Annotated in this window: 15 protein-coding genes, 3 pseudogenes and 1 CRISPR repeat array; of the genes and pseudogenes, 10 read left to right on the forward strand and 8 right to left on the reverse strand. The window is 68.5% G+C overall.

All coding sequences use genetic code 11. From position 1 onward, the window contains the following. Positions 1 to 130: 130 nt before the first annotated feature. A CRISPR array of direct repeats spans positions 131 to 758; the repeat unit is 36 nt; unit sequence GCCGCAATGGAGTCCGGCCGAGTTGGCCGGAGTCAC. A gap of 641 nt (positions 759 to 1,399) precedes the next feature. The 3 genes and pseudogenes from CHB84_RS01585 to CHB84_RS23955 all read left to right on the forward strand — a co-directional run. Further along, positions 1,400 to 1,906 (forward strand): hypothetical protein, encoded by a 507-nt coding sequence (locus CHB84_RS01585; protein ID WP_141134545.1) that lies wholly within the window; start codon positions 1,400 to 1,402, stop codon positions 1,904 to 1,906. Positions 1,907 to 2,010: 104 nt separating this feature from the next. Next, positions 2,011 to 3,579: an FAD-binding oxidoreductase gene (locus CHB84_RS01590; protein WP_089299671.1), complete on the forward strand. Its 1,569-nt coding sequence runs from the start codon at positions 2,011 to 2,013 to the stop codon at positions 3,577 to 3,579. Between the two features lie 144 nt (positions 3,580 to 3,723). Further along, positions 3,724 to 3,789: pseudogene (locus tag CHB84_RS23955) on the forward strand (sugar phosphate nucleotidyltransferase); the annotation flags it as partial. A gap of 96 nt (positions 3,790 to 3,885) precedes the next feature. Here the strand turns inward: CHB84_RS23955 and CHB84_RS23360 are convergent. The 8 genes and pseudogenes from CHB84_RS23360 to CHB84_RS01625 form a co-directional block, all read right to left on the reverse strand. Beyond that, positions 3,886 to 4,189, reverse strand: a pseudogene (locus CHB84_RS23360) (beta-ketoacyl synthase N-terminal-like domain-containing protein); the annotation flags it as partial. 486 nt (positions 4,190 to 4,675) lie between these two features. Further along, positions 4,676 to 5,617, reverse strand: a complete 942-nt coding sequence (locus tag CHB84_RS01600) for a hypothetical protein (RefSeq protein ID WP_089299672.1) — start codon at positions 5,615 to 5,617, stop codon at positions 4,676 to 4,678. A 13-nt stretch (positions 5,618 to 5,630) separates the two neighbouring features. Continuing rightward, on the reverse strand, positions 5,631 to 6,113 hold the full coding sequence (locus CHB84_RS23365; protein WP_245818489.1) for a hypothetical protein: 483 nt from the start codon (positions 6,111 to 6,113) through the stop codon (positions 5,631 to 5,633). After that, positions 6,110 to 6,715, reverse strand: a complete 606-nt coding sequence (locus CHB84_RS23875; protein WP_342743911.1) for an acyl-CoA dehydrogenase family protein — start codon at positions 6,713 to 6,715, stop codon at positions 6,110 to 6,112. The genes CHB84_RS23365 and CHB84_RS23875 overlap by 4 nt, the downstream gene beginning before the upstream one ends. A gap of 343 nt (positions 6,716 to 7,058) precedes the next feature. Then, entirely contained in the window at positions 7,059 to 7,313 is a 255-nt protein-coding gene (locus CHB84_RS01610) for a hypothetical protein (protein ID WP_089299673.1), read from the reverse strand. Then, entirely contained in the window at positions 7,264 to 7,911 is a 648-nt protein-coding gene (locus CHB84_RS01615) for a maleylpyruvate isomerase family mycothiol-dependent enzyme (protein ID WP_089299674.1), read from the reverse strand. Before CHB84_RS01615 ends, CHB84_RS01610 begins: the two co-directional genes overlap by 50 nt. A 115-nt stretch (positions 7,912 to 8,026) precedes the next feature. Further along, positions 8,027 to 9,082, reverse strand: coding sequence for a carboxymuconolactone decarboxylase family protein (locus CHB84_RS01620; RefSeq protein WP_089299675.1), 1,056 nt, complete (start codon positions 9,080 to 9,082; stop codon positions 8,027 to 8,029). 106 nt (positions 9,083 to 9,188) lie between these two features. Further along, positions 9,189 to 9,632: pseudogene (locus tag CHB84_RS01625) on the reverse strand (GMC oxidoreductase); the annotation flags it as partial. Positions 9,633 to 10,134: 502 nt separating this feature from the next. Here CHB84_RS01625 and CHB84_RS23880 point away from each other — a divergent pair. The 7 genes from CHB84_RS23880 to CHB84_RS01655 all read left to right on the forward strand — a co-directional run bounded on the left by CHB84_RS23880 (position 10,135) and on the right by CHB84_RS01655 (position 22,147). Further along, complete coding sequence (locus CHB84_RS23880) at positions 10,135 to 10,335, forward strand: AfsR/SARP family transcriptional regulator (RefSeq protein WP_342743912.1); 201 nt, start codon at positions 10,135 to 10,137, stop codon at positions 10,333 to 10,335. Beyond that, the gene (locus CHB84_RS01630) at positions 10,257 to 10,808 is read left to right on the forward strand and encodes an AfsR/SARP family transcriptional regulator (RefSeq protein ID WP_342743902.1); all 552 of its coding nucleotides are present in this window, start codon (positions 10,257 to 10,259) and stop codon (positions 10,806 to 10,808) included. Before CHB84_RS23880 ends, CHB84_RS01630 begins: the two co-directional genes overlap by 79 nt. Positions 10,809 to 11,084: 276 nt before the next feature. Further along, complete coding sequence (locus CHB84_RS01635; protein WP_089299676.1) at positions 11,085 to 11,762, forward strand: winged helix-turn-helix transcriptional regulator; 678 nt, start codon at positions 11,085 to 11,087, stop codon at positions 11,760 to 11,762. Between the two features lie 295 nt (positions 11,763 to 12,057). Further along, positions 12,058 to 13,143 carry an ABC transporter ATP-binding protein gene (locus CHB84_RS01640; protein ID WP_089299677.1) on the forward strand — a complete coding sequence of 362 codons (1,086 nt, stop codon included), beginning with the start codon at positions 12,058 to 12,060 and terminating at the stop codon, positions 13,141 to 13,143. Further along, complete coding sequence (locus tag CHB84_RS01645) at positions 13,143 to 14,012, forward strand: hypothetical protein (RefSeq protein WP_176439745.1); 870 nt, start codon at positions 13,143 to 13,145, stop codon at positions 14,010 to 14,012. The genes CHB84_RS01640 and CHB84_RS01645 overlap by 1 nt, the downstream gene beginning before the upstream one ends. A 225-nt stretch (positions 14,013 to 14,237) precedes the next feature. After that, positions 14,238 to 18,035: an ABC transporter ATP-binding protein gene (locus tag CHB84_RS01650; protein WP_089299679.1), complete on the forward strand. Its 3,798-nt coding sequence runs from the start codon at positions 14,238 to 14,240 to the stop codon at positions 18,033 to 18,035. A 278-nt stretch (positions 18,036 to 18,313) separates the two neighbouring features. Next, positions 18,314 to 22,147, forward strand: coding sequence for a multifunctional oxoglutarate decarboxylase/oxoglutarate dehydrogenase thiamine pyrophosphate-binding subunit/dihydrolipoyllysine-residue succinyltransferase subunit (locus tag CHB84_RS01655; protein ID WP_089299680.1), 3,834 nt, complete (start codon positions 18,314 to 18,316; stop codon positions 22,145 to 22,147). Positions 22,148 to 22,159: the final 12 nt, after the last annotated feature.

Here is a 22,159-nt window from a genome sequence, read left to right on the forward strand (position 1 = left end):
CACAGCCGCCGACCCGCTACCCGACGACCTCCAACACGCGCTCGACGCCATCAACACGGCCAGCCAGCCTACGCACTAATCTGGCAAAACTCGGGTGTGCTGGCAGGCAGCCCGATCACGCCGGGCCGGGGCCGCAATGGAGTCCGGCCGTGCTGGCCGGAGTCACATGGTGGCCGGCTGCTCGCCGGCATTCCGAAGCACCGTGCCGCAATGGAGTCTGGCCGTGCTGGCCGGAGTCACGGCTTCTCCCGGGCTCGGTGGCTCGACTCGAGCGACAAGCCGCAATGGAGTCCGGCCGAGTTGGCCGGAGTCACCGTGGTGCGCGCGCACGGATTCGACCCGAGAAACGTCCTCGCCGCAATGGAGTCCGGCCGAATTGGCCGGAGTCACAGTCTCGCCGACCGGCTACAACAGCCCGCAGACGTGCCGCAATGGAGTCCGGCCGAGTTGGCCGGAGTCACCGGCTTCAAATTCCGTACCGAGTTCGCCCGCTCCGCGAACATGCCGCAATGGAGTCCGGCCGAGTTGGCCGGAGTCACCCGCTCCGGCACATCAGTCCTGTCCACGGTCCCCGCCGCAATGGAGTCCGGCCGAGTTGGCCGGAGTCACAGGAGTCCTATCGTGCGTGACACCGATATCCATTACGCCGCAATGGAGTCCGGCCGAGTTGGCCGGAGTCACTACGACTCGTGGTCGCGGGGTTCGGACGTTGAGTTCGTGCAGCCGCAATGGAGTCCGGCCGAGTTGGCCGGAGTCACGGCTCGCCTAAAACGGGCCGTGTGACCTGCGAGAATACAGCAGCTCGCGAGCGGTGGCCAACAGGAGGTGCGTGACCGGGCCGAGCCGAGGCGTCAGACCTCCGAATTGCCGCCATGACCTGCACGCGAGCGGTTCCCGGGGTCGGAGGTCGCACTTCACCGCTCGCATACGGTTTGATCATGCTGAATCGATTCCTGCTCCCGTTGCAACGCCTCGTCAACGCCTACAGACCAACGGAGCATTTCTCCAGATACGCGGACCACCGGCACTAACGAATGATTGAACCCAACACGCCATGCGTGTGTAGCCGCATTGTGCGGTGAGGGCGACCCAACCGGCAGCTACCCTTACCTCCCGCCTGCAGTGCTGATCCATCAAACGAGGGCTGGCCGAGCCGGAGTCCAGGAGCCGGATACAGATGGGCGTCCGCGACGAACCGCGCGGGAGCTGACAGGGGTGCCAGCGGATCGTCGCGGCAGCGGCGTCCAGCTCCCCCGAAAATCCTGCGCGCAATTCTACGCCAATTGACCAATATCGGACATTTCCGTAGTGTCGGCCATTGCAGCCGCGTCCTCTGCGGGCTGGTGGCTCCCCGTCGGAGAGTCATACTCGACCCCATCTCCCGAGGAGGGATCCAACGATGCGACGGATAGTACTGGCGGGCGGGGCCACGATACTCGCACTCGGCGTCATGGCGGGCCCGGCGGTAGCCAGCGGCGACGGCCAGGGCATGTCACAGGGCCCGGACGCCTGCGATAGCCAGCACAACAACCTGCGCGGGCAGGCCGACCCTGTCGAGCTCGAGCCCGGGGACGTCGTGACCCGGACGTCCGATCCCGAGCAGGACAACTTCGAGGCCGAGTTCGACTTCTACCGCGTCGACCACGGGCTCACCGACTTCGACGAGACGGTCTACCGCGAGCCGGTACGTCTCGGCCCGGACAACTACTGCCTCGGGGCGAGCAGCGGGACCGGCTCGTTCTGGTTCGGCGTCACTGCACCCGACGGCGACGGCATCCAGCACAAGATCGACCACAAGGGCAAGATCTGGCTCTACTTCGACGCCGAAGGCGGCTGGAAGTCGCTGGAGCTCCAGTTCGACGGCAAGGGACAGCTGCGCCACGCCAACGGCGTCGCACCGCAGTAGATCCACCGCGCACGGCCGGCCGGGGCGGCCGGGTTTCCCGAGCGGTCGTCCCGGCAACGTTCGCGGGCTGTACGGGGCGCGGTCACGCGATACGGTAGCTCCCCGTGAACGATCCCGCACGATCCTGGTGGGGCTGGGGACGGCGGCACGACGCGCTGTCCGACGCCGAGTGCGTCGAGCTCGCGCACCTGCTTCCCGGCCTTGCCGAGGCCCCGCTCCCGGTCCCCGACGTCAGCGATCTGCACCTGCCCGCACCCCGGCTGCGGGCGCCGACCTCGTTGGAACACCTCTGCTCGGCCGACCCGGCCGACCGTGCCGCGCACACCTTCGGGCAGGCTTACCGCGACGTCGTGCGCGCGCTCTACGGGCAGCTGTCCACCCCACCGGACCTGGTCGCCTACCCGCGCGGCGAGCTCCACATCGTCGAGCTGCTCGACTGGGCGATGTCCAACTCGATCGCCGTGATCCCCTACGGCGGGGGCAGCTCCGTCGTCGGCGGGGTGGAGTACCGGGGCGGCGACCACCGCGGCACGTTGAGCCTCGACCTCTCCGCTCTCGGCGAGGTGCTCGAGGTGGACCCGGTCAACCGCGCGGCCCGCATCCAGGCGGGGGCGTTCGGCCCCGCGCTGGAGGACCAGCTGCGGCCGCACGGCTACACGCTCCGGCACTTCCCGCAGAGCTTCGAGTTCTCCACGCTCGGCGGCTGGCTGGCCACGCGCGCCGCCGGGCACTACGCGACCCTGCACACGCACATCGACGACTTCGTCGAGTCCCTGCGCGTGCTCACGCCTGCGGGTACGGCCGAGTCGCTGCGGCTGCCCTCCTCGGGAGCCGGACCGTCCCCGGACCGGATGTTCCTCGGCTCCGAGGGGACGCTGGGAGTCATCACCGAAGCCTGGATGCGCGTGCAGGACAGGCCCCGGTACACGGCATCGACCCCGGTCTCGTTCGCCGCGTTCGGCGACGCGCTCGAGGCCGTCCGCGCGATCGCCCAGTCGGGGCTGCACCCGAGCAACTGCCGCCTGCTCGACCCGGGCGAGGCGCTGCTGTCCGGGGCCGCAGGCGGGGGCGAGAGCGTGCTCGTGCTCGGTTTCGAGTCCGCCCACTTCCCTGTCGACGAGCAGCTCGCCCATGCGGTCGAGCTGGCAGGCGAGCACGGCGGCCGCCAACGTTCCTCCGGCGGCTCGGAGGACGACGCGGTGCGCTCCTGGCGCTCCGCGTTCCTGCGCATGCCCTACCAGCGCGACGGGCTCGCCAGGATGAGCGCGATCGTGGAGACCTTCGAGACCTCGTGCACCTGGGACCGCGCCCTCGGGCTGTACGAGGCCATCCAGCAGGAACTCGGCGCGGCCGTCACCGGGATCACCGGTGCCACCCCGACGATCAACTGCAGGCTCACACACGTCTACCCCGACGGTCCCGCGCCCTACTTCACCGTGATCGTCCCGGGCCGCCGTGGCTCGGAGGTCGCGCAGTGGGACGAGATCAAGGCCGCGGCAGGCGAGATCCTGCACTCCCACCGCGCCAGCATCACGCACCATCACGCGGTCGGTCGTGACCACCGGCCGTGGTACGACCGGCAGCGGCCCGAGCTGTTCGCCTCGGTGCTGCGCGCCGCCAAGCACACCCTGGACCCGCACGGGATCCTCAACCCCGGCGTGCTCGTCGACTAGCGCGCGGCGCGCCACGGCAACCCCGTGCCGGGAACGGTTCCCTGGACCGGACCTCGACCGGCCCTCGATCCCGGGGTCCTATGCATGGACCGGGTTGCTCATCGACGGCGGCGCACCCGACCAGGATCGCCGGAAGGGACCACCATGAAAGGGATTATCCTCGCGGGAGGGCACGGCACCAGGCTGCACCCGATCACGCGTACCTTCACCTCCCCGCTAGCCGACACTCCCGTCCTGTCGAACCGGATCACCCGGATGAGATCTATCGACAGGTCGACATCACCGGCGACCATACGCCGGACATGCGGCCAGCTCCTGACTCGCCACGTCGAGCGCCAGCCAGTGCGTCGGGTTCGTGGACCGGTACGTACTACCGGCGACGCGGTAATCCACCCTATCGAACTCGAAGTCGCGCGGCACCGCTGTCTTCTCGTACAGAAGCGGTCGACCGCGTCAGGGTCCGGCCACCAGTAGTCCGCACGGTTCATCCGCTCCTCGGGCAGTCGCCGGAAGGCGCGGCGGCCAGCACGTTCTCCAACGGCTCGGCGCTCGAACGGGCACAGGGATAGCGAAGTCCGGTACCAACGATCGCGATCCGCTCGCAGCTCATATTATCGCCGCGCTGCACACGATCCGGCTTGGAAAGGCGTCGCATTCGAGTTCAGCGCCCCATGAGGACGGAGCAGGAACATGCCGAACAATTGGCTCGACGGATTAGACAGCGGAATTTCGACTCGCGCTCCACACCACATGGACGCTGCCATGAGCCGATTTCCACCGTCCGCGCCGACCATCGATTTCCTTGGAATCCTGCTCAACACATACACCCGAGACTCCGGATACGCATTCACATGATACTCCGAAACTCGATCAACGGACACGCGGATACCATGCCTTCTCGGATTGTGCTGGGGCACACACGCCAGGCCATTCACCCTTAACGGACCCCGCCAGAATTTTTGACGCCGTCGGCATCCGTGCGACCTGCCTGTCTGTGCGGCCGCACACAGCGGCGTGCGCCGCACAGACCCGGGTATCGGACCGTACGGAGGTCACATGCCGCCTGTGCGGAACGCCGTTGCCGTCCGCGCCGCTATCACTGGTACGGCAAGGTCGGCCACCACATCACGCCCGCGCGGTAGCCGAGCTTGACCGCCCAGTAGAAGACGAAGAACGTGCCCACCACGACGAACGCCGCGGCCGCGAACCGTTCCGGACGGCCGGGCCTGGTGACGAGCCACCGCTGGAAACGTCCGCGCGTCACGAGCACGACCACCACGAAGATCACGGTCACGCCGATGACGTTGCCGACCGACTGCAGCGCGAAGGTGACGAACCCGAGCAGGGGATCGTTGCTCGAGGCGGCGTAGTCGAACAGGTTGCGAAACGGCGGGAACGGCCTGCCGATGAGGAACGCTCCGATCAGGCCGCCGAGAAAGAACATCTCGGCCCAGGAGTGTCGCGCGAACACTCCGGCGAGCGGGTTCGGTGCGATCCCGGCGTAGGCGAGCCCGCGCCACAACATGACGACACCGATCACGCCGAAGACGATGCCTGCCTGCACCAACCGGACCGGTATCCCGGCCTCTGGGTCGCCGATCCTGGCGTCGGACAGCTGCGGCATGCCGCTGCTGAAGTACACCGCTACCGCCCCGTACAGCCCTGCGACGAGCACCGCACCGGACAGCAGCGACGCCACCGGCCGCAGCAGGACGGCTACGCTGTCGCGTGCGGTGGCACGTTGTGCCGTCATCGGGGCGAGCGCGCTGAACACGGCGACGTTGCAGGCGGTGAACATGCCGGCCATCCCGGTTATGAACGCGAATGCGATGGCCATTCCGGACCCGGTGATGGTGATCTCCCGGATATCGCCGCCGAACACGGGGTTGGCGATCCCTCCGGCGATCACGTGGTCGACCAGGTACGGCGACCACAGCACGGCCAGAACGACGCCTGCCAGGGCACTGCACAGCACGACCCGCCAGGGACTCGCGGCACGCACGTCCCGCGTGCGCTCCGGTTGAGGTGTCGTGGTCATCGCATGTCTCCCCTCATCTCGCCCCGTCGACGCCTGCCGTCGACGACGGCCGGGTGCTGCCGACCCGCCCGGCTACCCGGCGCCGGCCCTCGGCAAGCGCCTGCCCGCACCACGGAGCGGTCACCAGCACTAGACCGCGCAGCATGCAGGTGATCACCAGCGCGAAGAACAGGCCGAACACCACGTGCCAGGCGACGAGGATTCCGTACACCGCCGCCGTCGTCACGCCGAAGACAACCTGGTTCCGCGGCCGACCCGGTGTCGTTCCGGGGTCGGTGATCATGTAGTTGGTGAAGAGTATGAACGCCACGCCGGTCATCGGCATCAGCGCTGCCACGAGCGAGTGATCCAGCACGTCCCATCGGACGACGGCTTGCGCGCCGAAGCCGCCGACCCAGCCGAGGATGAGCGGCCAGCGTCCGGTCAACCTGACGTTGAGCATGGTGCCTGCCATCAGGACACCGAGTGGCACCAGCCAGTCGAGGGCCCCGGTCACGTTGTTGGTGAAGTGGTACGGCGGCCATGCCCAGCAAGGGCGAACGGTACATCGGTGAGTCGGCGTTGCGCACGGACGCGTACCGCTCCTGCAGGACATCCATGAGCGGAAGCACGCGCTCCTGCGGGACGAACACGTCCTCGGCAACGGTACTCACGCTCCCGGACCCGCAGAGGCCGGCGGCGTACCAGTCGTCCACGATCGTCAGATCCGACATCGGTACCAGCGCCATGACCGGCTGCTGTCCACCGTCGGATGTGGGGGGCCATGGCGATGATCTCCTGCCAGTGACTGTGCCTGGCGCCGCTGATGAATCCCCACTTCCCGTTCACGACGATCCCGCCATCGGTGTAGGCGGCCGAAGCGCTGGGGCTCACCGTTCCGCACACGCGGACGTTCGGTGTCGAGAACACCTCGTCCTGAACCTCGTCCGGGAACAGCCCGACCATCCACGTAGGGATCCACCACACGGATGCCGTCCACGCGGCCGAACCGTCACCCCGGCCGAGTTCCGTCCCGACATCGACCAGCGTACGAGCACTGCACTCGTACCCGCCATACCGCGCGGGAACGCGCATCCTGAACAGTCCCGCTTCCGCCATGGCCTCGATCGACTCGTCCGGGAGACACCTGTTCTCCTCTGTCCACACTGCATTATTCCGCAGCAACGGGACGAGATCGGCGGCGCGCTGGACCAGTTCTTCGTGTGATGGTGCGTTGCGGATAGTCACCGTATACTCCTCGTAGCGTGGCGGGCAGCTGTGTCCCACGTCGCGCTGCGGCGTGGACTTCTGTGCTGATACCGCATGCTCGCGCCGGGTGGCCTCGTGCCACGTCTCCTGACTTGCGAGGTTCACGGTTCGGGATGTGCACGGCGCTCGCGGAGAAGCGAGCCGGAGCGCGCACGGGGACAGCCTGCCCCGAGGCGCACGCGACACACGGCGCCTACCGCAACCCCATGGCGCGTGCCGTGTCGAGGTCGAGAGCTGTGCCGTGGTGGTAAGCGAACTCGAAGCGTTCCTCGCCGAGGGCGTCGCGTGCAGTGGCCGAGACGCGATCGATATCGTCGCGCTCCGCCTGCGGAAGCGAAGCCCCTGCCGACTCCCGCAACGCCGTGGCGGTACCCAGCAGTGTGGCAGCGGCCTCGCACTCACCGGAAAGTGCCAGAGCACCGGCGAACCCCTCGAGCGCGAGGGCCACGGCCCGTACATCTCCCAGCGCGCGCGGTGAGCTCGTAACGGAAATCGACATCCGGAGGGGTTAGTCCCCGTGCCTGATATCCGAACTCCCAGGTGCGCACGGCGAATCCGACGATGTGCCCGATCCTGTCGGTGCGCTCCCGCCGCACACCGAGTGTATCCGCGATATCCTGGCCGTGGCCGAACAGCTCCATCATTCCCGCACACGCCAGTACCGCTGCTGGCAACGGGTCGACCAACCACGGAACCAGTCGCTCCTGCGGCACGGCGGCCAGTGCCGCGACAGCCCTGTCGCGTTCGGCGCGCCAGTGATCGAGCAGCTGCTCCGGTGGCTGGTTGACATACTCGGCGAGAGCCGAGTTGACCGCCGCGTCGAAGTCACCGCCGAGCTGGGATGTCAGTCTGTCGAAACCCTCAGGATCCGCGGCGGCCAGGCCGGCTATGCGGAAGACGAAAGCCAGGTGTCCGATCTGATGGGAGATCGTCCACCCCGGAGCCGGGGTGTCCAGCGTCCACGTCGCCGCGTCGATGTCGGCGACCATCGTGTCGACCTCCTGCCCCTCGGCGGTCAGGTCGGAGATGACATCCTCTAGCTCCATCACGAATCGTTCCTCTCGTCGGGAATGCGGACTCGAGCGAAGGTAGGCGCACACCGGGCCCATCGAGTCGCGCGGTGACGCAACCGCGCCCGAGTACACGGCAGGTTCGCCAGCCTCAAGCATGGCCGGCAGGCGAACCGTCGTCTTCTCTCACCGTGCTGGGCCCCAGCCACGCTCCCACCCGGCGTGCGGCGGCCATGCTGGCCCACGCGGTCACCTCGACCAGTTCACGGTCACCGCCGTTCCGGTCCCGGAAATCCTCGATCACGGCGCCGTCCACCTGGTACGGTGCCATCGCAGTCAGCAGGGCGAGGTGCGCGGCAGGCCGTTCGTCCGCGGCCAGCGACGACGCCGCCGACGTCACCCACGCACGACTCGGCCCGCGAGGCTCCCCGCGCCACGCGGCCAGCTCCGCATCGACGACCGCGCGTACACCGGCCGGCACGGAACGCTCGCCGGCCCTACTGATGGCCGCGCATGCCCTCGCCAGGGCCGTAGCGACGCCGTGCTCCCGCGTGCTCCAGGACAGCTCATCGGGCACCAGGGCGGCGGGCAGCAGGTGCAGCGACGCTCCTGGCCGGATCCGCTTCCTCCTCCCGGGGCGAATGAACCGGCCGAGGAGGCGTCGCGCGTGCCAGCGTGCCGCCTCCGGCACCTCCACCGGTATCGGGGAGTCGCCGAGGAACAGGGTCACCATGCGGTTCAGGTACTGGAACGTCACCACCACCCCGGCGAGCTCGGCAAGCTGGTCGCGCGGGAACGGCGGGCGGTCACGCGGGCATCGTCGCTGCTCCGCACACTTCCCCGCCCATCCCGCCAGGGCATCGCCGCCCTTCGGGGACGGCAGGCTGTCCCGTGTCGCGCTGTGCACATCCACGCAGTACGGGCACCGGTTTCCTTCCGACACGGCGGCAGCCACCGTCTCCTTGGCCGCTCGCCCGGCGCGGCCGTCCACGAGCAGTGTCTCGCGCAGCATCAGCCAGCCGGACGCGAGGACGTCGGGAGCGGGCGAATGCAGGATAACCGGAGGAGCCAGCATGCCGAAGTCGCGCTCGACCTGCCGGTACACCTCGGCCACACGGCCACGCGCCGCACCGGGAGCCACCGGAGTGACGTGGTGTACCTGCGCCTGCGATCTCCGCAGTGCTACCCGGACGAGCTTGCGGGTCATCGACACCTCCCGGATACCGCTGGGCAACCGCCACCTGCGGGACGTTCCGGCCGGCTACCCGTCCCGTGGGTACGGCCCGGCCGCTAGCGCTCTGCCGAGCCTACGGTCACCGGCACGGGTCCGCCTGCCCGCCGTCCGCACGGGGGACGGGCACGCCGTAGGAAACGTCGATCCCCCGCTCCCGGGCGGCGTCGACGATGCCCGGCATGGCACGCTCGGCGAGTGCCGCGATGGTCATCGCCGGGTTCACCGTAAGCGCACCCGGCACCGCGGAACTGTCGGTGACGAAGATGCCGGCATGGTCGCGGAGCTCGTGACGATCGTCCAGGGCCGAGGTCCGGGGGTCGTCGCCGATGCGGCAGGACGCCAGCGGGTGCACCGTGTACGCGCCGACCAGGTCGTTCGTCCACGGAGCTACCTCGGCCAGGCCGTCACGCTCCAGGATGTCCTTCACGTCGGCGTCCGCCTGCGCCCAGCCGTGCAGCGTGTTCGGTGTCGGTTCGTAGCTCAGCGAGCCGCGTCCCAGCATCTGCTGCGATATGCGGAACGCTTCGGTCCTGCATGGCAACTCCTCCGTTGTCATATGCGGTTGCGGGTACATCGAAGATTGTGTTCCGCACGACGTGAGAACGAACAGTGAATTCCTCATACGGTGGGCGTGTTCTTGTCATGCCCGCGCCAAACCGATTCATCCCGGGCTCATTGCGAGCTCACTGCCATCGGGCGCCCGCCTTCGGCATTCTACGAAAAACGCACACATCAGATGTCCGAAGTCCGGGTTCGCGGACCGTCTACGGCTATTCGTACCAGGAAAGGGTGGTCGACATCTCGAGGTGGTATCCAGGAAATGAGCTCGCCGTGACAGCCAAGGATGAGAGGGGTTTCCCATGCATTCCGATCCTGCGGTGTGGCGCGGACCTGATATCGAGCGCGGCTCTGCCGGTCACGGCGCCGTGGGTTCGACGACATTCACTCTCCTCGGACCACTGGAAGTACTCAAGGACGGGACGGACTACGCCCCGTCGGCACCTAAGGTTCTCCAGCTGCTCGCGATGCTGTTGCTGCGTCCCAGCAAGCTCGTGCAGATCGACTCGATCGTCGAGGAGCTATGGGCGGACGAGCCACCGCGCAGTGTCCGAACGACGATGCACACGTACGTTTACCAGATCCGCAAGTGCATCGAACAGAACCAGCTCGCCCCGAGGGAGAGGAACTGCTCGTCACCAAGCACGCGGGCTACGTGTTCACGGTAGATCCCGCGCGGATCGACGTGTTCACGTTCCGGCAGCTGTTTCAGGAAGGTCGCGACCTACTCGAACGCGATCACTACTCCGCCGCCGCCCGCTCCCTCCGCGCCGCCCTGTCGCTCTGGACGGGGCCACCTATGGCCAATGTGAACTGCGGTCCGGTGCTGTCGTCGTACGCTGTGGATCTACAGGAACAGCGGCGTGCGGCTCAGCATCTGCGCATCCAGGCCGAGCTTCAGGCCGGCTCGCACCGCGAGCTGATCGGTGAGCTGCGCGCGCTCGTGGGGGTCGAGCCGTGCGAAGAGGCCATGCACGGCCAGCTGATGCGCGTGCTCAGCCTGAGTGGGAGGCGCTCGGACGCGCTGGCCACGTACCGGAAGCTGCGTACCGTACTCAACGAGGAACTGGGGGTCGAGCCGTGCGAAGAGCTGCAACGGCTGCATCACGAACTGCTGTCCGCAGGCGACGCAACTCGCTGAGGTACACCGGAAGGCCGCGCAGCACGCCGCGGCGGCGCCGGCGGAACGGCTTCCCGGCAAGGGCCACGTGACCGGCCGGGTCCCGTTCATGCGTGTATCGAGCGAGCCTCGAGGACATCGCAGAATACTTGAAAAAACCTACGCAGCAACGCAGCGCCGGATCGCTCTGCGGCCACGAAGTCCTTGTCCGACGGGCCGGAACCGGAGTTTTCAGCAAGAAACCCAGATGGATCCAACAATGCCCTCGCGCATTCGAACGACAGTGAGGACACAAGTATGACTGGTCGAACCTACGGACAGTTCTGCGGCCTGGCACGCGCTCTCGAGCTGGTGGGCGAGCGGTGGGCCATGCTCGTCGTCCGCGATCTCGTTCTCGGTCCCAAGCGGTTCAGCGACCTTCGGGAGACTCTGCCACGCGTCCCGTCGAGCATGCTGTCCGCGCGGCTCAACGAGCTCGAACAGGCCGGGGTGATTCGTCGCAGGGTACAACCACACCTCGAGGCATCAGTGATATACGAGCTCACCGAGTACGGCGGCGAGCTGGAACCGGTGCTGTTGCAGCTCGGCCGTTGGGGGGCACGGTCGATCGGGGAGCCCGGCCACGACGACGCATTCACGCTCGACTCGGCGATCCTGGCGCTGTACGCGACGTTCCAGCCAGAGGCCGCGAGCGAGGTCCGGGTGAACTACGAGCTCCGATTCGGCGACATGGTCGTGCACGCGATGGTCGACGACGGCGTACTCAAGGTCGCGGAGGGGGCGCTCCCCGATGCCGATCTCGTGATCGAGACGTTCCGGCTCAAGCAACTACTGGCAGGCGAGGTCACCCCGAGCGAGCTGCTCGCAGGCGGGGAGGCAGACGTACGCGGCGACCTCGAGCTGCTGAACCTGTTCGTCGAGCTCTTCCACATCGCGCCGGCACCGGTCCCCGCCGAGGGGCTCGCGGTGCGGTGACACCCGACGACGCACCCCCGCACGAAAGGGGCGGCCCGCTCAACCAGCCTGGGGGTCACCGGGAGCGGGCCGCCACCCTCAAGCTTAGGCGTTCACGCATGCGTCTGCCTCACCCGGGGGGTAGATTTTCCGGTTCTTTACCGAAACAGGCGCCGCGAGCGTCATTTGGCGGTCACGATCTACGCATATCGCGCATCGAGCGGCCGTCAGGCCGCCGAACCGCCCCCGACTTCACACCGCCTCACGGGGTATGCGGCAAGATGCCCCCCAGCAGGCGTGAGACCAGGGAGGCGATATGCACGACCGCAGTGGCCGGATCGTCGTCAACAACATCAGCAAGACTTTCGGCTCGATCCCCGCGGTGCAGAACCTCAGCTTCACGGTCGAGCCCGGTTCCGTAACCGGGTTCCTGGGGCCCAACGGCGCTGGCAAGACCACGACGCTGCGCATGATCCTCGGGCTCGTCAACCCCACAGCAGGCACGGCGACGATCAACGGGTGCCGGTACCACCAGCTCGGCAACCCGGGTGCGGTCGTGGGCGCGGTACTCGAGGCGCAGAGCTTTCACGCCCGCCGCACCGCACGGGATCACCTGAAGGTGTTCGCCTCCGCGATCGGCGTCAGCGACCAGCGCGCCGACGAGGTGCTGGGACTCGTCGGGCTGACCGGGGCGGGCGACCGCAATGTCGGCGGCTTCTCGCTCGGCATGCGCCAGCGGCTGGCTCTGGCCACCGCGCTGCTCGGTGACCCGCAGGTGCTCGTGCTCGACGAGCCGGGCAACGGGCTCGACCCGGAAGGCATCGCCTGGCTCCGCCAGTTCCTCCGCGGGTTCGCCGCGCAGGGGCGTACGGTACTGGTCTCCAGCCACCTGCTCGCCGAAGTGGAGCAGACGATCGACCAGGTGGTCATCATCAGCCGGGGGCAGACCATGTACTACGGGATGCTGGACGACCTGCGCAACTCACAGCGCTCCCGCGTACTCGTACAGGCAGGCGACGCCCAGGCGCTGGTGACAGCGCTCGGCGAGCAACAGATCACCGAGGTGAGCACCCTGCAGGACGGCCGCATCGCCGTCGAGGGTGCGACGTCGAAACAGGTCGGCGACATCGCGGCGCAGGCAGGCGTGGCGCTGTACGGCGTCGAGGAGGAACGTGTGGACCTCGAGCAGCTGTACTTCCAGCTGACCAGCGGGCAGTACGCAGCACCCGTCCAGCACCAGTACAGCCAGGCACACGGCCAGGTGCCACCGCCGGGGCCACCACCGGGGCCACCACCGGGGACGCCGCCTGGCCAGCCGCCCGGCGGACCCGGGTACCAGCAGGATCCGACCGCGTACCAGCGCCCTGACCAGGGCCGGACCCCGTGGGGAGGGCAGCAGTGATGGGCAGGCTCGTCAAGGCCGAGTTCCGCAAGATCACCACGACGAAGCTCTGGTGGGGGTTGCTGATCCCGACCGTCCTGGTCGCCTTCGGCTGGGCGCTCGGTGCGGGCTATCTGGGCAACGCGTTCGTCGACCTGCTCGACGGACCCGAGGCCAGGGAGCTCGAAACGGTCCTCGGCGTGGACTCCGGCGAGTGGATCGTCAGCTACTTCGCGATCGCGCGCAGCATCAACCTCGCCACCCTGTTCCCGCTGGTGTTCGGTGCGCTGGCCATCAGCGCGGAGTTTTCCACCAAGACGATCACCACGACGTTCCTCACCGCCCCGAACCGCGTGTCGGCGCTGCTGGCCAAGACCATCGTCTACGTCGCATGGGGCGCGATCTACGGCCTGGCGATCATCCTGTCCGTGGCCATCGGCATCCTGATCTCCACGGACAGTGACCGGCTGCCCACCGGCGCGGGGTGGTTCGGCCTGGCGGTGGTCGGCGTGCTCGCCTCGATCCTGATGACGCTGTTCGGCGTGGGAGCGGGAGCGCTGGTCCGCAGCGTCCCCGGGGTCATCACGCTGCTCATCCTCTACTTCCTGGTCGTGGAGAACGGCGCGCAGCTCGTGCTGGGCATCCATGCGCCGGATGTCATCGGGTTCCTGCCGAACGGCTCCGTCAACGGGCTGACCGGCTCGATGGCCGCGGAGCTGTTCCTGACGACCGCGGAGTCGGTGCCGCCGTGGCTCGAGGACGGTGTACGAGCGGTGGCCGGTGCGACCGGGGCGCTGGCATGGTGGCTCTCCGGGCTCGTCTTCCTCGGCTGGTCCGCCCTGGTCTTCGGCGGCGGCTGGATCTCCACCCAAACCCGCGACATCACCTGACCCGCCCCCGCCCCGGGTGGGTGGGAGCCCAATGTCACGTTCGGCTCCTTCTATGGAACGAAGGTCACCTTGGGCTCCTACTGGCTGGCACGAGGCGGTAGGAGCCCAAGGTGACCTTGGCTCCATCTAGGGAGCCCGAGGTCACATTCGGCTCCCCCGCGGTGCCGGCACGGTGCGCACACCTAACCTGGGGACGTGACCCATTCGAGCGTGCGGGAGCCGAATGTGACCTCGGTTCCTTCTACGGCACCCGATGTCACATTCGGCTCCACCTCCGGTGGGTGGGTGCGCAGGCTGGCAACGGACTGCTGGCGGCATCCGGCTGTCGTGGTGCTGGCCTTCGGCGCCGCGATGCTCGGTGTCGGGCTGCAGGCGGCGGGCCCGCTGCTGGTCAAGTTCGGCGTGGACGACGCCGTGCAAGGGCGCACCGACCGCCTCGGACCGCTGGCCCTTGCCCTGGTCGGGCTGTCCGTACTGACTTTCGGCAGCGCGTTCGCCCGCCGCTACCTCGGTGGCAGGCTCACCCTGGACGTCCAGCACGACCTGCGCAACGCCGTATTCCGCTCGGTGTCGCGGTTGGACGGCGGCAAGCAGGACGCGATGCGGACCGGCCAGATCGCCTCGCGCGCGATCAGCGACCTGCAGCTGCTCACCGGCTTCATGATGCAGCTGCCGCTCGCGCTCGGTTCGATGATCTACGCCGTGTTCGCGCTCGCCGCGATGCTGTGGATGTCGCCGACCCTGACGCTGATCGCGCTCATCGTGGCCCCCGCCGTCGCGGTGGTCGTCGGCGTGAGCAGGCGAAAGCTGTTCCCCGCGACATGGTCGGCCCAGCAGCGCTCCGCCGACATCGCACAGCACGTCGAGGAGACCGTCACCGGCGTGCGGGTGGTGAAGGGCTTCGGAAGGGAACGCGTCGCGACGGGCAAGCTCGACCGGCTGGCGCGCACGCTGTTCGCCGAGCGGATGCGGGCAGCCCGGCTGTCGGCCGTGCCCACAGCGACCACCTCCGCGCTGCCTGCCGCGGGGCAGATCGCGGTACTCGGTCTCGGCGGCATCCTCGCCCTTCGCGGCGACATCAGCCTCGGCACGTTCCTGGCCTTCGCGGCATACGTCTCCGCGCTGATCGGCCCCTCCCGGATGATCGCCAACCTGGTCGTGCAGGCCCAGCTCACCCGCGCGGGCGCCGAGCGGGTCTACGAGCTGATCGACGCCCAGCCGGAGGTCACCGAACACCCGGACGCCACAGGACTGCCCACCGGACCAATCGGCATCCGGTTCGAGGACGTGCGGTTCGGTTACACTCGCACCGACCCGGTGCTCGACGACATCACCATGACCGTCCACCCGGGCGAGACACTGGCCGTGGTCGGCACCGCGGGCTCAGGCAAGTCCACGATCTCGCTGCTGCTGCCCCGCTTCTACGACGTGCACGCAGGTGCCATCCGGGTCGGCCCGCCGCACGACGAGCGGGACATACGCCACCTCCGGCTCGGCGACCTGCGCGACGCGATCGGCGTCGTGTTCGAGGAAGCATTCCTGTTCTCCACATCGGTCCGGGACAACATCGCCTACGGTCGCCCGGAATCCAGCGAGGAGGAGATCGTCGCCGCGGCGAAAGCCGCGCAGGCACACGAGTTCATCACCGCGCTGCCCGACGGGTACGACACGGTGGTCGGTGAGCGCGGCCTGACCCTGTCCGGCGGGCAGCGGCAGCGGCTGAGCCTCGCGAGGGCCCTGCTGACCGACCCGCGCGTGCTGGTGCTCGACGACGCCACCTCGGCCGTGGACACCGCGACGGAGTCGGCCATTCACCGGACGCTGCATGCGGTCACCGACGACAGGACCACCGTGCTGATCGCGCACCGCCGCTCCACGCTGCGGCTCGCCGACCGCATCGCCGTGCTCGACGGCGGCACGGTCGTCGATGTCGGCACCGAACGCGAGCTCGAGCACCGGTGCCCGCTGTTCCGCGAGCTCACAGCCGGTTCCGACGAGGACATCGACTCCACCCGGCCGTCGCCCCCGCCGGGCGACACGGAGCGACCCCCTGGCGACAGCCTGTGGCCCGACGCCTCGGGCGACGGCGATCACCCGGGCGAGCGAGCCTCCGCCGCGTCCGGACCGGCCGAGCCCGCGACGCGAGCCTCCGCGGCGCACGGCGGGCACGGCGCGGGCGCGTCCCTGGACACGCCCCCGACACCGGAGCTGCTGCGCGCCGTCGACAGGTTGCCGCCCGCGCGGGGCACCCCGAACCTGAACGGAACGGACCCCACCGCACCCGACCCCGACTTCCGGCCGGTGCGGCTGCTGCGCCCCGTCCGGTGGTTGCTGGCCGCCGTCATCGCCCTCGTCGCAGCCGACACGCTCGCCACGATCGCGCTGCCGTCGCTGTACCGCTACGGGGTGGACAACGGTGTCAGCGCCGGAGCGCAGACGGTCGTGCTCGCGGTGGCCGCCCTCGGCGCGGGCATCGTCGCGGCCAACTGGCTGGTGATCGCCGTCCAGACGCGGCTGACCGCACGCGCGGGCGAGAGCATGCTCTACCTGTTGCGGGTGCGCAGCTACGCGCACCTGCAACGGCTCGGGCTGGACTACTACGAGCGGGAGCTGTCCGGGAAGATCATGACCCGGATGACCACCGATGTGGACGCGCTGTCCCGGTTCCTGCAGACCGGCCTTGCCAACGCGGTGGTCTCCCTGCTCACCATCGTGGCCATCGCGGTGGCGCTGCTGGTGACCGACCTCAGGCTCGCGCTTCTCACGCTTGCCGTGCTGCCCGTGCTGGTGATCGCCACCGCCATCTTCCGCGCCAGGGTCTCGGTGGCCTACACGGAGGCACGGGAGAAGGTCAGCGCGGTCAACGCCGACATGCAGGAGAACGTGACCGGCCTGCGTGTGGCGCAGGCCTACACCCGGGAGCAGCACTCCGCGTCGGCCTTCGCCTCGCGCAGCGACGCCTACCGGCGCACCCGCCTGCGGGCCCAGCGCTACATCGCGACCTACTTCCCGTTCGTGACCATGCTGTCCGGCCTCGTGGAGGCCGCCGTGGTCTTCGTCGGCGGGCACGACGTCGCCGCAGGGCGGATCAGCCCCGGCGTGCTCATGGCGTTCGTGCTCTACCTCGGCCTGTTCTTCGCGCCTGTGCAGCAGCTGTCCGGGGTGTTCGACGCCTACCAGCAGGCGAAGGTCGGGCTACGGCGCATCGGCGACCTGCTCGCCACCCCGACGTCGGTGCCCGTCCCGGACGCACCCACGGCGATACCGGACCGGCTGCGTGGCGCGGTCGCCTTCACCGGCGTCGGCTTCCGCTACCCGGGGACCGATACCCCTGCGGTACGGGACATGTCCTTCTCGGTCGAGCCCGGCCGGACGGTCGCCCTCGTCGGGCCGACCGGCGCCGGGAAGTCGACGGTGGTCAAGCTGATCGCGCGGATGTACGACGTCACCTCGGGCCGGGTCACCGTCGACGGTATCGACGTACGCGACCTGGACCCCGAACGGCTCCGCGGCCGCATGGGGGTCGTCCCCCAGGAGGGATACCTCTTCTCCGGCACCGTCGCGGACAACGTGCGCTACGGGCGGCCGGAGGCCAGTGACACGGCGGTCGAGAACGCGGTCCGTGCCGTCGGCGCGCTCGACATGGTCGCCGCACTGCCGAACGGCTTCGCGCAGCAGGTCGGCGAGCGGGGCCAGTCGCTGTCGGCCGGTCAGCGGCAGCTGGTCGCGCTGGCCCGCGCCGAACTCGTCGACCCCGACATCCTGCTGCTCGACGAGGCCACGGCGGCTCTCGACCCGCACACCGAGGCGGCCGTGCTCCGCGCGAGCGAGCGGGTGGCCAGGGACCGCACCACGTTCCTCGTCGCGCACCGGCTGCCCACGGCCGCGCGCGCCGATCGCATCCTGGTGCTCGACGGCGGCGAGATCGTCGAGGACGGCAGCCACGCCGAGCTGCTGGCCAGGCACGGTGCGTACACGCGGCTGTGGAACGCGAGCTCACAAACCCGCGCGGCGGCTCCGTGACGCGGGTGCCCGCTCGCCCATCTGTGATCCATCCACCAGGCCACGGGACTGCTCGCCACACAGCGCGGAGAAAGCGATAGCCTGGTAGGTACGAGGTGGTACACGCACCGCAGGAGGGTGATTCCGATCCAGTCGAGCAGGGCGGCCGGTTTGCGGCCCACGACGGCTGAGTCGCCTGCGCCCGGCGGTGGGTCTACCGGGGTCGCGCCGAGCCACGGGCGTGTGGACGACCCGACAGGTGAACAAGACAACGAGACGGATTGAGGCGAAATCTAGTCGTGTCCAGCAGTACTCCTGCTTCGCAGTTCGGTCCCAACGAATGGCTCGTCGAGGAGATGTACGAGCGATATCTCGACGATCCGAACTCGGTGGACCCCGCCTGGCACGACTTCTTCGCCGACTTCAAGTCGGCGCACGCGAGCGACGGCAAGCGCGACGCGGGCGGTGAGTCCGCAACGGCAAGCCAGGACCAGCAGGCTCAGCAGGCCGCCACGCAGCGACCCCAGCAGGAACAGGCGCCCCAGCAGGAGCAGGCGCCCCAGCAACCCGAGCAGCAGGGCCAACAGGGCCAGCAGGCGAGGCAGACCTCGGCGGACGGGTCCGGCCAGGACTCCGGGAGTCGCGCCGCCGCCCCGTCCGGCACGGCGGGCCAGACCCGGCAGGCAGCGCCGGCCACGGCACAGACCGGCACCGCCGCGGAGCCCCAGCAGAAACCCCAGCAGCAGCAGCCCCAGCAGAAGTCCCAGCAGGACGCGCAGCAAGCCGATGGGCGGGACACCACCCTGTTGCGCGGTCCGGCCGCGGCCATCGCGAAGAACATGGACGCCTCGCTGACGGTGCCGACGGCGACGAGCGTGCGAGCGGTGCCTGCCAAGCTCATGGCCGACAACCGCATCGTGATCAACAATCACCTGCAGCGCACACGCGGTGGCAAGATCTCGTTCACGCACCTCATCGGCTACGCGATGGTGCGCGCGCTGCGCGAGTTCCCGAACATGAACCGGCACTACGAGCTCATCGACGGCAAGCCGCACGCCGTGACGCCCGAACACGTCAACCTCGGCATCGCCATCGACCTGCAGGGCAAGGACGGGCAGCGCAACCTGGTCGTCGCTTCCGTCAAGGCCGTCGAGAACATGACCTTCCTGCAGTTCTGGCAGGCCTACGAGGAGATCATCAAGAAGGCGCGCAACAACAAGCTCACCGCCGGGGACTTCTCCGGGACGACGATCTCGCTGACCAACCCGGGGGGTATCGGCACGAACCACTCCGTGCCCCGGCTGCAGTCCGGGCAGGGCTGCATCATCGGGGTCGGTGCCATGCAGTACCCGGCGCAGTTCGAGGGCACCAGCGAGAACACCCTCGTCGACCTCGCCATCAGCAAGATCATCACCCTGACGTCGACGTACGACCACCGGGTCATCCAGGGCGCCGAGTCCGGCGAGTTCCTCAAACGCATCCACGCGCTGCTGCTCGGTGAGGACCGGTTCTACGACGACATCTTCACCTCGCTCCGGCTGCCGTACGAGCCGGTGCGCTGGGTCGAGGACATCCCGGAAGGGGCGATCGACAAGAACGCACGGGTGCTCGAGCTGATCGACGCCTACCGGATGCGCGGGCACCTGATGGCCGATGCCGACCCGCTCAACTACCGGCAGCGCAGGCACGAGGATCTGGACATCCTCTCGCACGGGCTGACGCTGTGGGACCTCGACCGCGAGTTCGCCGTCGGCGGCTTCGCGGGCAAGCAACGCATGCGGTTGCGCGACATACTCGGTGTGCTGCGCGACTCCTACTGCCGCACCGTCGGGATCGAGTACACGCATATCGTCGACCCCGAGGAACGGCTGTGGCTGCAGGACCGCATCGAGGTCAAGCACGAGAAGCCGCCGACACCCGAGCAGAAGTACATCCTGAGCAAGCTCAACGCGGCCGAGGCCTTCGAGACGTTCCTGCAGACCAAGTACGTCGGCCAGAAGCGGTTCTCCCTCGAAGGCGGCGAGACGGTGATCCCGCTGCTGGACACCCTGCTGGACAAGTCCGCCGAGCACGAGCTCGACGAGGTCGTCATCGGCATGCCGCACCGCGGGCGGCTCAACGTGCTGGCCAACATCGTCGGCAAGCCGATCGCGCAGATCTTCCAGGAGTTCGAGGGCAACCTCGACCCCGGGCAGGCGCACGGCTCCGGGGACGTCAAGTACCACCTGGGCGCCGAGGGCAAGTACTTCCGCATGTTCGGGGACGGCGAGACCAAGGTCTCGCTGACCGCCAACCCGTCGCATCTGGAGGCGGTCAACCCGATCCTCGAGGGCATCGTGCGGGCCAAGCAGGACATCCTCGACAAGGGCAGTGCCGGCTACACCGTGCTGCCCGTCCTGCTGCACGGGGACGCGGCCTTCGCCGGGCAGGGTGTGGTCGCCGAGACGCTGAACCTCGCGATGCTGCGCGGGTACCGCACCGGCGGGACCGTACACGTGATCATCAACAACCAGGTGGGTTTCACAACGGCGCCGGAGCATGCCCGCTCGACCCATTACGCGACGGATGTCGCCAAGATGATCGGCGCACCGGTCTTCCACGTCAACGGGGACGACCCGGAGGCGGTGTACTGGGTCGCCAAGCTGGCCGTGGACTACCGCCAGGCGTTCAACAAGGACGTCGTGATCGACATGCTCTGCTACCGGCGGCGCGGCCACAACGAGGGGGACGACCCCTCGATGACCCAGCCGGCGATGTACGACATCATCGACACCAAGCGCAGCGTCCGCAAGATCTACACGGAGTCGCTGATCGGGCGGGGTGACCTCTCGTTCGAGGAGGCCGAGACCGCGTTGCGCGACTTCTCCAGCCAGCTCGAGCACGTGTTCAACGAGGTGCGCGAGCTGGAGAAGCACCCGATCGAGGCAAGCCCCTCTGTCGAGCACCACCAGCAACTTCCCGCACAGGTTCCCACCGCGATCTCGCAGGAGGTCATCGAGCGCATCGGGGACGCCTTCGGTAACCCGCCCGAGGGCTTCACCCCGCACCCGCGCGTCAAGCCGGTGCTCGAGCGGCGCCACAAGATGTCCCGCGAGGGTGACATCGACTGGGCGTTCGGCGAGCTGCTCGCGTTCGGTGCGCTCGCGCTGGACGGGCGCCTAGTCCGGCTGTCCGGTCAGGACTCCCGGCGCGGCACGTTCGTGCAGCGCCACTCGGTGCTGATGGACCGCAACACGGGCAAGGAGTACGCCCCCCTGCAGAACCTCGCCGAGGGCCAGGGCAGGGTGATGGTGTACGACTCAGCGCTGTCGGAGTTCGCCGCGCTCGGGTTCGAGTACGGCTACTCGGTGGCCAACTCCAACGCCCTCGTGCTGTGGGAGGCCCAGTTCGGCGACTTCGTCAACGGCGGCCAGGTGGTCATCGACGAGTACATCTCCTCGGGCGAGGCCAAGTGGGACCAGCACTCCGGCGTGGTCCTGCTGCTGCCGCACGGGCACGAGGGACAGGGCCCCGACCACACCTCCGGCCGCATCGAGCGCTTCCTGCAGCTGTGCGCCGAGCACTCCATGACCGTCGCGGTTCCGTCCACCCCAGCGAACTACTTCCACCTGCTGCGCAGGCACGCCCTGGACGGGGTGGACCGCCCCGTCGTGCTGTTCACCCCGAAGAGCATGCTGCGGGACAAGAACGTGCGGTCCTCTCTGGAGGACTTCACCGGGTCCTCGCGGTTCCTGTCGGTGATCGACGACGACACGGTGGATCCCGCCAAGGTACGCAAGGTACTGCTCACCTCGGGGAAGCTGTACTGGGAGCTGGCCGCCGAGCGGGAGAAGCGGCAGATCGACGACATCGCGCTGGTGCGCATCGAGCAGTACTACCCGATTCCGAAGGACAAGCTGCGGGCTGCCCTGCAGCGCTACCCGGGCGCGACCTCGGTGGTGTGGGCCCAGGAGGAGCCGGAGAACCAGGGCGCGTGGCCGTTCTTCGGGTTGAACCTGCCTCGCCGGGTGCCGGAGGCGTTCTCCGAGCCGCTTCAAGTCGTGTGCCGCAGGCCCATGGCGGCGCCTTCCGCGGGCTCGCCCAAGGTGCACGAGGTCGAGCAGAAGGCGATCATCGACGAGGCGCTGAGCTGACAGCGTCGCAGG

The sequence above is a fragment of the Haloechinothrix alba genome (genome assembly GCF_900188115.1).
GTDB lineage: Bacteria > Actinomycetota > Actinomycetes > Mycobacteriales > Pseudonocardiaceae > Haloechinothrix > Haloechinothrix alba.